This is a genomic window from Variovorax davisae (assembly GCF_030316845.1).
In the GTDB taxonomy this organism is placed as follows: Bacteria; Pseudomonadota; Gammaproteobacteria; order Burkholderiales; family Burkholderiaceae_C; genus Variovorax; species Variovorax davisae.
The window spans coordinates 124,510-135,962 of the sequence record NZ_JASZYS010000019.1 but is presented as its reverse complement, the minus strand read 5'-3'; the positions used below and the strand labels follow the sequence as shown (position 1 = coordinate 135,962).

The window sequence follows — 11,453 nt, the reverse complement described above, 5'->3', positions numbered from 1 at the left end:
ACCTGCTGTCGGTCTTCGCCTTCGATGAATCTCTTCATGGACCACCACCTCGTTCAGACGGGTTGGCTCAATATAGGCGACCATCAAGGGAGTTTCCACACAGCCTCGGCCACCACCGGACATTCCACTCAACACGCCAATGATTGCGCTTGACCCTCGCCTCCTTACGCCGGCTGAAGTTGCCGTGGTCTCGGCAGCAATTCGGCAGGCACCATTTGGGGATGGCATTGCCGTTGACGATCAGTACCTAGGCTCAACCCTGCGCGTCGTAGGCAAGTGCGATTGCGGCTGCGCGAGCGTCTTTTTCTCGACCGAGGAATGGGCCGCAACCCAACATCGGGTCGCGGACGGCGTAGGCCGCGCAGTGGACGGAGACGAGATCGGAGTCATCGTCTGGGCCACATCAACCGGACTTGCCCACCTTGAGCTCTACAACTACTCGGAGCGACCATCTACGCTTCCGGACCCTTCTACCATCCAACCCAAGGCCTGACGACCGTCAGGGCTCGAAGATCACCTGTCAGAACGTCCGCTTTCGGGAGAGCATTACTTCCGCAAAGGGCCCTCTGCAGTCTTTTACGAGCCCAACAGGGAATGACAGCTCACCGCCTGCAAGCAGCCTTAGCCTCGAGGTCGGCATTCGCTGCGATGCAGCCTTACGTAGGGTCTACACGGCGAACCGGGTCGCAGCCCAGGGTATCGTTGTCTCCGCACTACCTAGGCGTCTGCCCGCAGACTAGATGCTGGCCAAGTCTCGCGCGGCAGCACTGGCGGTGGTCATGTTGATACTCCGAGTTCGGCAATGCGTCGAACCATCTCTGGCCAGATCTCTCTGGGCATGGAATGTCCCATGTCCTCGACCAGCCATAGCTCGGAGTTCCTGATCTGTTGTTGCATGTGTCGAGCCTGCTCCGGAGCAAACACCGGGTCGGCGCTTCCATGAATGATCAAGGTGGGGGATGAAATTGCCTTCTGCGCTTCAAACAGGTCCGGCGACACTCCCACGGCCAAGATCGCACGGCCCATGCCCTCGGGGCGATACGAGCGGTCGAACGCGTAGGCGATGCGCGCGCGAACCCACGCTTCGTCGAAGTCGAACCGGTCTGCCCACATCCACCGCCAGTCGGCTACGCCCTGCTCGATGGCAGCATTGCGGTCTCGGCGCACGGTCATCTGCAGCAATGCGCCAAGCCGCTCCTTTCCTGCCTGCCGATCTTCAACTTGGCCCCCGCTTCCGCTCATCACGACCGTGAGGCTTCGCACGCGCTTGGGATGCCGGAGGGCCACCCAACGAGCAACAAACCCGCCGAGCGATGCACCAGCGACATCGACACGCTCAACCTTCAAGTCATCCAGAACGGCAGCGACGTCGTCGGCCATGTCTGGCAGGGTGTAGGGGCAGGACACAGGCACGCCTGCCCGCGCGGCAGCCAGCGTCGCCAGGACGTCGACGCACGGATAGTCTGGCATCGGAACCGAGAGACCGCAGTCCCGACTGTCCATGAGGATCACGCGATACCCCGCGCGAACAAATTGCTCGCATTGCTCATCCGGGTATTCCACGCTGCCGATCTGCTCGCCCATCCCGGCGATTAGCACGATGGGCTGGCCTTCCAGGGGGCCTCTTGTCTCGTAGTGGATTGCGCATCCCTTGTTCATGACGTAGGTCATCGAGTCTCCTTGTCGTTGGTTTTTCCGATGAGACTTGGTCTTCAGAACCTAAGCTTAGCCTTGAGCGCAGCCGTGTTCGAGTGGAACTGATCCGCAAACTCGCCCGTATTTCCACCCGCACATTCACCCGATCGCTTGCGCTCAAGTCCAACCCCAGCGTGGTATGAAATGGTCGCCTAAGCGCTCAATATTCGCTACTGGCGGACAACTCCTTCTCACGCTGAGCAAGTCATCCCGGACGTTCGCCTTCTGAGGTCGCCACTTGCGCAACGTCCGCCTAGCCAGCGGCCATTCCCGTGCGCCCGCTTCGCGCCTAGCTCAAGGACCGCAACGGGCACGCACCGGCCGAATGCCGTCGCGGCTGCTGACCGCTTGGGCGCGGTCAGGTGACATTCGATGGCTGAGCCCTCAAGGACCGCAGCCGCCTGCAGGCTCTGGCGGCCATCCTCTCAGGCGCCAGGCCTGGGCTCGGTAATTCCCTCCGTGGCCTCCGCAATTTGAATGTTGCGCTTCGTCTGACCGCGCTGGCGCGTCGAGGGCCCGACGCCGGCCCTCGGGCCGAACTGCTATATCGACTCCGCGTCGGACTTGCAACTACTCAGCGGTCGAGCTCTGAGTTCAAGGGTGGCATTCAGCGCGATCAGACCGCGTGCGACTGGGGCACCTTGGCCGGATGATGCAATGGGCCGTTTGATCAAGTTCGTCGAGTGCGCTCGCGTGGTGCTGGCCCCATTCGCACAACGCCAGCAACACCGGCTCGAGGCTGAGTCCGAGTGCTGTGGCCGAATATGCAACTCGCGGCGGCACTTCGCGGAAAATTTCACGCTTCACCAACCCGTGCTCCTCCATTTCGCGGAGTTGTTGAACGAGCACCTTCTGGCTCACCGCCGGAATCAGGCGGGCCAATTGGGACAGGCGCTTGGGCTGGTCGAACAAGTGGTACAGGATCACGGCCTTCCAACGCCCAGAGATCACTTTGAGTGCGCGCTCTGCCGGAAGACTCGGCAATTTCTTGGTCGTTTCCGCCATGGTTACCTGAAGGTAAGTAAGCCACCAAAGAGTGGCTATTCGTTCCCGCGAATGTACTGAAGAATCCGCCGCTCGTTCAGCACACCACGGAAATCCATGACCATGATGATGAAAGCAGTCCACTTCAACCGTTTCGGCGGCCCAGAGGTCCTGCGGCAGGTGACGCTCCCCATGCCCGCGCTTCCGTCCGGCGCATTGCGTGTCCGGGTCCGGGCAGCAGGCGTTAACTTCTTCGAGACGCTGGTTCGGCAGGAACGCTACCCGCCCGCACCTGCCCTACCCATGGTGCCCGGTGTCGAGGTGGCCGGCGAAGTGGATGCTGTGGGGGCGGGCGTCGATGCCGGGTGGATTGGCGCTCGCGTGGCTGTGCCGCTGTTTGCGCTGGGACGGCCGTCAGGCGGTTACGCCGAATACGTCGTGGCCGAAGCGACGTCGGTCATCAGGCTGCCCGCTGGTCTCGCCTTCGAGGACGCCACAGCGTTGATGATCCAAGGCCTCACCGCATGGCATCTCGTGCGCCAGAGCCGGCCATCGGGCAAGACGGTGCTGATCAGCGCCGCTGCTGGCGGCGTAGGGTCGCTGCTCGTGCAACTTGCTGCGGCCGCCGGCGCACAACACATCATCGCAGTCGCCGGCTCGCCCGCGAAGATCGAAGCGGCCATCGCGGTCGGTGCGCATGTCGGAATCGATCACACGCGACCAGGTTGGGCTACGCGTTTGCGGGAATCCGGCGGTAGCGTCGATCTGATCTGCGACACGGTGGGCGGCTCTTTCACGGCGGAGGCCCTCGATGCGCTCAAGGATGGCGGCGAACTGATGTTCGCGGCCCTGAACCGCTTTGCGCTGATGCCCCAGCAGTTGGAAGCCATGTTCGAAAAGAACCAATTGCTGCGCGGCTTCGCGTTGCTGCCGCTGCTCAAGCCCGAGACGTTGGCGGCAGATCTAGCCGAGCTGTTCGAACGTGCCGCCAGCGGGATGCTCAAGCTGTTGCCCGCGGAACGCTTCAGCCTGGATCAGGCGGCCGCCGCGCACGCGGCCATCGAGTCGCGGCGCACGCGCGGCAAGGTCGTGCTGGTGCCTTGAGAGCAGACCCGCACCAGCGGCGACGCGTACTCCTGAACAGGTTCCCTTCATCGGAGCTTTGCCCAAGGCACCAGCCTTCGGAGGTGCTCGTTCAGCACAGCATAGCGTCGAGCCCCGCCGGTTCGCCGCTGCGCTTCTTCAGGAAGTCGATGAGCGCGCGAAGTTTTGGCGTGACACCCCGACGGCCTGGATAGTAGAGGGTCAGTGCGGGAAGCGATGGCATCCAGTCGTCGAGCGCACGCACCAGGCGGCCACGCTCCACCAGCCCATCGACGTAGCAGCTCGTGACGTAGGCGGCGCCGATGCCGTCCAATGTCGCCTGCACGATCGAGGCAACGTCATTGACGACCAGAGCATTCGTTGGAGACAGGGAGAACGACTTGCCGTCTTGCACGAAGGCCCATCGTTCAAGGGCGCCACTGCTTTTGTATCGGAAGCCAATGCAGCGATGCGTCAGCAGGTCGCCTGGCGTGGACGGCAGGCCATACCTCGCCCAATGCTCCGCCGTGGCGACCACGCGCCGCGTCATCGCCGGCCCGACCTGAACACCGTTCATGTCGCGCTCGACGATGTCGCTGTACCGGATGCCAGCGTCGAAGCCGCCTTCGACGAGATCGATCAATGTGCTGTCGATCGAGATCTCGATGCTGACCTCGGGATACACATCGAGAAAGCTGCGAAGAATCGGCTGCAGCACAACCATGTGAGCGACACGGGGCACGTTCAGGCGCAGCGTGCCCGTCGGACGCGCATTTGTCTGACCGAGCGCGTCTGCTGCCTGATCGAGTTCCAGGACCGCGGGACGCACGCGCTGCAGGTATTTCTCACCCGCTTCGGTCAATCGGACGCTACGGGTCGTGCGCGTGAAGAGCGCAATCCCCACGCGTTGCTCGAGCTGCCGGATCGACTGGCTGACCGCTGACGGCGTGAGCCCCATGCGTGCCGCGGCCCCTGAGAAGCTGCGGGTCTCGGCCACCTGGACGAACGCCACGAGGCCTTCAAGATTTTCCTGGCGCATTTCTTTTTCGATCACTCAAAGGGGGTGGCAGCAATGCGCACCCGGCCGATTATGTAGCGCGGCTACAAGGCCCGTTTGGAAAACAACGGCTTATCAATGCCGGCCTTTGTCACCACAGTAGCTGCATCGACATCTCGTCTTTCCAAAGCACCGTCATGAACACCGTCATTCTTCCATCACAGCGCTCCGGCCCCCCCACATGCGAGGACGCATCGTCCAGCGGGCGTTCCATTCTTCTGGCATCCGGCGTCATCACCGCGGTATTCGTTCTGTCCAATTCCGCGACTCCGCTCTACATGTTGTGGCAGCACAGGTTCGGCTTTTCCTCGGGCACGCTGACGGCCATCTTTGCCGCGTACATCCTCGGCTTGCTGGTGACCTTGCCCGTCGCCGGCCAGCTCTCCGATCGACTGGGGCGCCGACCCGTCCTCCTGCCCGGCCTCGTGAGCGCGCTCGTGGCCTGCGCGCTCTTCGCGACCGCGGGCTCCATAAGCGCGCTGTTGGCTGGCCGCTTCCTCACTGGAGCGGCTGTGGGCGTCATCGTTTCGGCTGGAATGGCGGCTGTGATGGACGTCGGTGGCCACACACGCAAGCGCCAGGCCTCGCTCGCGGCGTCGGTCGCGATGGTCATTGGCGCCGGCCTCGGCCCCTTGGGTGCTGGCATGGTCGCGCAATGGGCACATTCGCCTATCCCGATGATCTTTGCCATCGAGGCAGCGCTTGTCGTGCTGGCCGCGGTTGTCGTGGCGACGCTGCCGCTTCGCCGCCATCCAAGGCCTTGCGCCGCGACTGGCATCGACCGCTTCGCCTTGCGCCTGCCGACCATTCCGACTGCGAATCGCGCGCACCTGATCCAGGGCGCGGCCGTGTTTGCGCCAGGGCTGACGGCAACTTCCTTCGTGCTGGCCCTGGGCCCGTCACTGCTGTCCCGGCTGCTCGGCGTTACCAGTCCGCTTGTGGCCGGACTGACCGCCTGCGCCATGTTTCTTACCGCCACGGGCGTGCAGTTCGCGGGGCGCGGCGTGTCGGTGCGCGCCATGTTCTTCCTGAGCTGTACCGCGACAGCCGGCGCAATGGTCGGCTTGCTGGGTGCCATCTATTTCTCCAACCCGGTGCTCCTGGTTGCAGCCGCAATCCTCGCCGGTGCCGGTCAGGGCCTCGGTCAACTTGGCGGCCTGACGCTGATCAGCCTCCACGTGCCGGAGACGCGTCGTGCCGAGGCCATCTCGCTTCTGAACATGGGCGCGTACGTCAGTGCCGGTGTGCTGCCGATGCTGAGCGGGCTTGCGATAGACACCTTCGGCCTGCGTGGCGGCGCCACTACCTTTGCGGGGGTTCTTCTCTGCAGTGTCGCGTTGTCCGCGCTCCACGTCGCACGTCAAAAGGCGTGAACTTTGCGTAGATGACGGAACCTGATTCGTAGCCTGCTCGGCGACTTCGGCCTCGTCATCCCGAAGGGCCACTACCGACAGCAGTCGGGGATCGGCGCGGGGCAGTGCGGCGGAAGGCTCCGTAACTGAATGTGGCGTAGTCGGGTAGGTCCGGTCGTCGCCGTATTCGCAGCGTTGCCCTTGCGTGCCTCGGTTGCGAAGATTGCATTAAGCATGCATGATGCATGCATGCATGTATTTCACATGCATCTGAGGGTGGCTTACTCGAGGCGACACACAACGAATGTGCCGAGCGGGCATCGCCGACGCGCAATCACGCTTGACACTTTCCTAACGGAGACTTTCAAATGAACTATGTGTCCCGGGGCAAGTCACCCCGCATTCATCCCGAAGCCCGGGTCGCGCACTCCGCGGTGATCTCCGGGGACGTCGAGATTGGCCCGAATTGCTACATCGGGCATCACGCGGTCATCGTGGACGAGGGCGGCCCGATCCGCATCGGCGCGCATTGCGTCGTGATGGACTCGGCCGTCATCCGTGGCGTACCGAAGCTGGACACGGTGCTCGGCGACCACGTGTTGGTCGGTCCGCGCGCCCACCTGGTCGGCTGCCGCGTCGATAGCGACGTATTTCTCGCGACGGGTGCGACCATCTTCTCGGGCGCACATCTGGGTGAAGGAGCGGAGGTTCGCATCAACGGCGTGGTCCACCTCAGGACGACCCTTCCCGCCCACGCCACCGTGCCAATCGGCTGGGTGGCGGTGGGCACGCCGGCGCGCATCTTGCCCGCCGAACAGCACGACGACATCTGGGCGATCCAGAAGCCGCTGGACTTTCCTAGGTTCGTGTTCGGCACGGAGCGTCCGCCGGCGGGCGCGTCCATGATGGCGGAGTTGATGCCTAGGTACGCCCGCTCCCTGCGCACGTGCCACGCGGACGACCACCCGGTGTGCGATGAGCAGGCCGGCTGATGCCGCGGCCCTGCAGGCCAACCAGCTGGGCGCGCTTTGGGCCACCCTGGAGCAGGTCGTCACCCGCGGCTTCGGCGAGGAGTCCGCGTCAACGGCCGCTACGCTGTTGACGATGCTCCATTGGACGGAGCTGCGCGTGGTCGCGCTGGCCGGCATTCTGGGCCTATCCCAGCCGGCTACGACGAGGCTCATCGACGGCCTGGTCGCACGAGGTCTCGTCCGGCGCACCGCCGTCAGCGGTCGCGAGGTCAGGGTCGACCTGACGGTCTCGGGACGGCGGCGCGCGAACGCGCTTCAGCTGAGGCGGGAGCAGCTTCTGACGCGCCTGCTGCAAGCGCTCGATGCGCCGGAGCGTGCCGAGTTCGAGCGCCTCGTGAGCAAGATTCTCGTCGCGCCCGTGACGGATCGGGCCTATGCCCGGCACGTGTGCCGCTTCTGCCACCACGGGGTGTGCACTGGCGCGGCGTGCAGCATCGGCACCCGGGCCTCGGCCATGGAACGTGACGCGGGAATCGATCCGGATGCCTGGCGCCGAGCTGCCGGGGACGGAATCGCATGAGGCGATCACCGCTGCGATTGTGCTCGTCCGATGACCTGCGATATTTCATCGATATTGACTGCAACCGACCCGTTGGCATTGCCTCTCCATGCGCATCAGAAGCCGTCCCCACACACTGGCGGCTAACACCCGGGCCGGGCTTGCCGACCATGGAGTGTCCGGGGTCGATGCGGCCAGCTTGGCGTTGCACTTCTAGGTAGTGCAGCAGGGGGCTCTGGTTTCCAATTTCGCCTCGGAGTCGTAGTTGGCCGGCAGTGCAGCAGGCACTTCTGGTACTCGAAGATGCGCACGCCGCCGGCGAGCAGCTGGTGGAGTTACGGTGCGCGGCGTGCTGCGCCACGGGCATGTCGGAAGCTTCGGCCGACGGCATCATCACTCGCATGTCGACGCCGCGCTTCGCCACCGCGCACAGCGCATCGATTGCCTCGCTGTCGGGGAGAAAGTAGGGGTTCTGGATGCGGATGTGCTGCCGCGCGAAGCACACCACCAGGTGATGCAGGCGAGTGAGCTTCCAGCTTGAGAAACCCGAATGCCCGCTCATCACATCCAAGTGGGCAGCAGTCGTCATTCAAAGTTCGACTTGGCGTCACGCACTCCTACCGCCCCGTGGCGCCGAAGGCCGTCACGAACGGCATGTCCTATTTCCTGCAACGCTCGATGGCTCGCATCGAACGGCCACCTTAGGAACTCGTGGATCATTCCTTCACACCGCATCACGACCGTGTCGACGCCGGCGCGCTGCAGTTTGTGTCCGTAGGCCTCTCCTTCGTCGCGCAGGGCGTCATACTCCGCCGTGACAACAAGTGCCGGAGGCAAATGAGCGTGATCCTCGGCCAGCAGCGGTGATACCAGCGGTTCTAGCTTCTCCTCCTCGCTGTTTAGGTAGTGGTCCATGAACCAGTCCTGAGTTTCGCGACTGACATTGCCGTACTGGCCGGCGAAGGCCTGGATCGAGCCGTTCGAACGGCGGAAATCGAGATCGGGGTAGATCAGCAACTGAAAGCAGATTTCCGGCCCGCCCGAGTTGCGGGCCATCAAGGCAACGACGGCGGCAAGGTTGCCGCCCGCACTATCGCCTGCCACCACCAGTTGTGACGGGTCACCGCCGAGCTCGGACGCATGCTGCGACACCCATTGTGTTGCCGCGTAGGCAGCGTTTCGCGCGGCAGGATACTTGTTCTCCGGGGATAGGGGGTAGTCCACCGACACTAGGATGCAGTCCGTGGCAAGAGCGAGCGAGCGCGCCAAGCCGTCGTGAGTATCGAGATCCCCCAATACGAAGCCTCCCCCATGACAGAACACCATGACCGGTCGCGCGCCTTGCACGTCGGGGTGGTAAATGCGAACCTGAAGATCGCCAGCGTCCGTTGAGATGGTGCGGTTGTCGATTTGTCGAACCGGCTTCCCGGGCGGGAGCGCCTGCGCCATCCGGCGCATTCCTTCGCGGACCTGCCCGGGTTGGAGGGTGTGCATGCTGGCAAAGCCAGTTGCTGCGAGTCGCTGCAGATGCGTAGCCACTTGTGGGTCGAGTGCCATTTCAAAGTCCTTCGATGTGCTTGAGTTGAATGAGCGACTAGACTATGCAACTTGAACCACGCTTCAAGTCAAGGCCATGTTTTTGGACATAGCAGAAGTCGCTCGGAGTTCGGGCCTCACCGCGTCGGCGCTCAGATACTACGAACGGCGGCGGCTGATCCGATCAATCGGTCGCAATGGATTGCGCCGAACCTACGAGCCCGATGTGCTCGCTCGATTGGCGCTGATCAACTGCGCGCGAGCCGCGGGGTTCACACTGGCCCAGATCGGCCGCTTCCTTGTGGCGACCCCTGGTGATGTCGAGCTTCGAAAGCAGATGGGGCAGCGCGCGAGAGAACTTGACGCACAGATTGCACAGCTCATCCGGATGCGAAACAGCTTGCGCCACGCGGCGATTTGCAGGCACGAGCCGCTTGTGGAGTGTCCCAAGTTCAAGGCCTATATCGATGAGCCGAAGCAGTGAGTACCGAGGCGAGCTTTGGATCGATCAGAACCCCCAGGCATCGGCCAGTTCGAAAAGCTTTTCAAAATGCGTTGCGCCACATCACATTCAAGATCCGACGCGCGCTCGGCAGGTCTTCCTGGCACAACCACAACTGGTCGTCCGGCAGTCCGCTTAGGGCACGGAGCCGACGAGCGAGGTGCACGCCTCATGACTGCTTTGCGCCTGTTTCCCGACGCAGATTGCTCTGCGGTTGAACTTCCGTTCCTGGCCGGGTGCTGTCTGTTGGGCAATGGAACCGAACGACGGCCTCCGCTGCTCAGCAGAAGTCCCACCCAATGAATCGATCGGCCAATGGACCCATCGCCTCTCGGCCCCCACGCTCTCGCCGCAGGTCACCTTGCCCTCCCACGCTCAAACTCATGCAACAACGCCAACATAATCCGCCGCTGCTCTGCCGTCAGCGCATGAAACCGCTCAGCGAACGCCTTCCCGCTGATCTCCCCATCCAGCGTCCTAAGACTCTTTCGTTCGCCTTGCGGATCTCGCCCGTGCTGGAGCCAATGCGGTGACACATCGAGCAGCTTCGCGATCAACGCGATGCGGTCCGCTCGCGGGACTGACTTGCCCGATGCCCAGTTGTGCGTGGTCTGTACGCTGAGCCCTGACGGAAAAGCCGGCGACAGCGCCTCGGCGAGCGCCGTCGCCCCGAATTCCTTGTAGCCGTGCCTGGCCATTGCAACCCGCAAGCGCTCGGAAAAGGATTCTGCTTCTTTGACTCGGGATTGCACCGAACGATTGTCACGAGCAGTTGATTTTTATCATTCCCACGAGATTGCTAAGTTTCCCATTCATCTGCTAAAGTGAAATCGAATGCGTTGACGCTCAGGCGAACATCCGCGTGTTAGCTGACCGTCGAAGCGACTTGCCAATCTTGCTAGAGGGAGGAGACCAAATGCCTTGCAACGACAAGGCTCGGACAGGAACGCCCGAGCCATGAAGCCCCGCCCCGTCCCCTCCCCCTTCCCGACCGCGCGCCCCCTCAGGCTGCCGCCGTCGCTCTACCGGCCGACGCCCAAGCCCAAGACCATCCGCAGCAAGACCGCCGTGATCGTCGGCACCCAGGTGAAACGCCTGCGCCAGGTCGCAGGCGTCACGTGTGTGGATCTCTCGAAGCGCTCCGGCGTCTCGCGCTCCATGCTCTCGCGCATCGAGAACGGCATGGTTTCGCCCTCCGTCGAGACATTGCATCGGCTGGCCGACGCCCTGGACGTTCCGATGTCGCGCCTCTTCGCCGAGCACCGCTACCGCAACGATTTCAGCCATGTGCCTTCGGGCCAGGGCCTTCGGGTGGAACGCCTGGGCGCCGTCGCCAACTACCGCTACGAGTTGCTCGGCCATGTGCTCTCGGGCAACCTGTTCGTCGAGCCCTACCTCGTCGTGCTGGAAGCCGACGCCCAACCCCATGCGGCTTTTCAGCATTCGGGCTTGAAGTTTCTCTATCTTCTGTCGGGCGAAGTCACCTACCGCTATGGGCCCCGGCGCGTGAAGCTGCGCGTCGGCGATTCGCTGCTCTTCGACGCCACCACCCTGCACGGCATCGAGGAACTCGGCACGCAGCCGGTGTCGTATCTCTCCGTCGTCTTCACCTTTCGCGACTAGGCCTGCGGTCGCGGCCTGCCGCGATGCTTGTCGCAGGTCAATGAGTCCCGCGCGCGGGAGGACTAGCCTTGTGTCTTTCAATGAGGAGAAG

General features: G+C 63.2%; 12 protein-coding genes and 1 pseudogene. 7 read left to right on the top strand and 6 right to left on the bottom strand.

The genetic code is table 11. The features are described from left to right. Positions 1 to 777 precede the first annotated feature (777 nt). Both QTI33_RS31650 and QTI33_RS31645 read right to left on the bottom strand, forming a co-directional pair. Positions 778 to 1,671, bottom strand: a complete 894-nt coding sequence (locus QTI33_RS31650) for an alpha/beta fold hydrolase (protein ID WP_286510531.1) — start codon at positions 1,669 to 1,671, stop codon at positions 778 to 780. Between the two features lie 618 nt (positions 1,672 to 2,289). Then, positions 2,290 to 2,700 carry a winged helix-turn-helix transcriptional regulator gene (locus QTI33_RS31645; RefSeq protein WP_286510530.1) on the bottom strand — a complete coding sequence of 137 codons (411 nt, stop codon included), beginning with the start codon at positions 2,698 to 2,700 and terminating at the stop codon, positions 2,290 to 2,292. A 96-nt stretch (positions 2,701 to 2,796) separates the two neighbouring features. Between QTI33_RS31645 and QTI33_RS31640 the strand changes: the two genes are divergently transcribed. Next, positions 2,797 to 3,783: a quinone oxidoreductase family protein gene (locus QTI33_RS31640; protein WP_286510529.1), complete on the top strand. Its 987-nt coding sequence runs from the start codon at positions 2,797 to 2,799 to the stop codon at positions 3,781 to 3,783. A gap of 91 nt (positions 3,784 to 3,874) precedes the next feature. Here QTI33_RS31640 and QTI33_RS31635 read toward each other — a convergent pair whose 3' ends face one another. Next, positions 3,875 to 4,816, bottom strand: a complete 942-nt coding sequence (locus QTI33_RS31635; protein ID WP_286510528.1) for a LysR family transcriptional regulator — start codon at positions 4,814 to 4,816, stop codon at positions 3,875 to 3,877. Between the two features lie 140 nt (positions 4,817 to 4,956). Here QTI33_RS31635 and QTI33_RS31630 point away from each other — a divergent pair, with 140 nt between their 5' ends. The 4 genes from QTI33_RS31630 to QTI33_RS31615 all read left to right on the top strand — a co-directional run bounded on the left by QTI33_RS31630 (position 4,957) and on the right by QTI33_RS31615 (position 8,168). Next, on the top strand, positions 4,957 to 6,192 hold the full coding sequence (locus QTI33_RS31630) for an MFS transporter (RefSeq protein ID WP_286510527.1): 1,236 nt from the start codon (positions 4,957 to 4,959) through the stop codon (positions 6,190 to 6,192). A gap of 347 nt (positions 6,193 to 6,539) precedes the next feature. Next, on the top strand, positions 6,540 to 7,163 hold the full coding sequence (locus tag QTI33_RS31625) for a gamma carbonic anhydrase family protein (protein ID WP_286510526.1): 624 nt from the start codon (positions 6,540 to 6,542) through the stop codon (positions 7,161 to 7,163). After that, the gene (locus QTI33_RS31620; RefSeq protein ID WP_286510525.1) at positions 7,147 to 7,722 is read left to right on the top strand and encodes a MarR family winged helix-turn-helix transcriptional regulator; all 576 of its coding nucleotides are present in this window, start codon (positions 7,147 to 7,149) and stop codon (positions 7,720 to 7,722) included. The genes QTI33_RS31625 and QTI33_RS31620 overlap by 17 nt, the downstream gene beginning before the upstream one ends. 254 nt (positions 7,723 to 7,976) lie before the next feature. Then, complete coding sequence (locus QTI33_RS31615) at positions 7,977 to 8,168, top strand: hypothetical protein (RefSeq protein ID WP_286510524.1); 192 nt, start codon at positions 7,977 to 7,979, stop codon at positions 8,166 to 8,168. Here the strand turns inward: QTI33_RS31615 and QTI33_RS35215 are convergent. Further along, positions 8,099 to 8,263 (bottom strand): annotated as a pseudogene (locus tag QTI33_RS35215) (hypothetical protein); the annotation flags it as partial. The gene QTI33_RS31615 and the pseudogene QTI33_RS35215 overlap by 70 nt on opposite strands. Positions 8,264 to 8,286: 23 nt before the next feature. Then, positions 8,287 to 9,258, bottom strand: a complete 972-nt coding sequence (gene lipP1 / locus QTI33_RS31610) for a LipP1 family hormone-sensitive lipase (RefSeq protein ID WP_286510523.1) — start codon at positions 9,256 to 9,258, stop codon at positions 8,287 to 8,289. A 76-nt stretch (positions 9,259 to 9,334) separates the two neighbouring features. Between lipP1 and QTI33_RS31605 the strand changes: the two genes are divergently transcribed. Then, on the top strand, positions 9,335 to 9,721 hold the full coding sequence (locus QTI33_RS31605) for a MerR family transcriptional regulator (protein ID WP_286510522.1): 387 nt from the start codon (positions 9,335 to 9,337) through the stop codon (positions 9,719 to 9,721). A 374-nt stretch (positions 9,722 to 10,095) separates the two neighbouring features. Here the strand turns inward: QTI33_RS31605 and QTI33_RS31600 are convergent, their stop codons facing one another. Next, on the bottom strand, positions 10,096 to 10,491 hold the full coding sequence (locus QTI33_RS31600; RefSeq protein WP_286510521.1) for a hypothetical protein: 396 nt from the start codon (positions 10,489 to 10,491) through the stop codon (positions 10,096 to 10,098). A 298-nt stretch (positions 10,492 to 10,789) separates the two neighbouring features. On the opposite strand from QTI33_RS31600, the gene QTI33_RS31595 reads away from it, so the two are divergent. Next, positions 10,790 to 11,362, top strand: a complete 573-nt coding sequence (locus QTI33_RS31595) for a helix-turn-helix domain-containing protein (protein ID WP_286510537.1) — start codon at positions 10,790 to 10,792, stop codon at positions 11,360 to 11,362. The last annotated feature ends 91 nt before the right edge of the window (positions 11,363 to 11,453 follow it).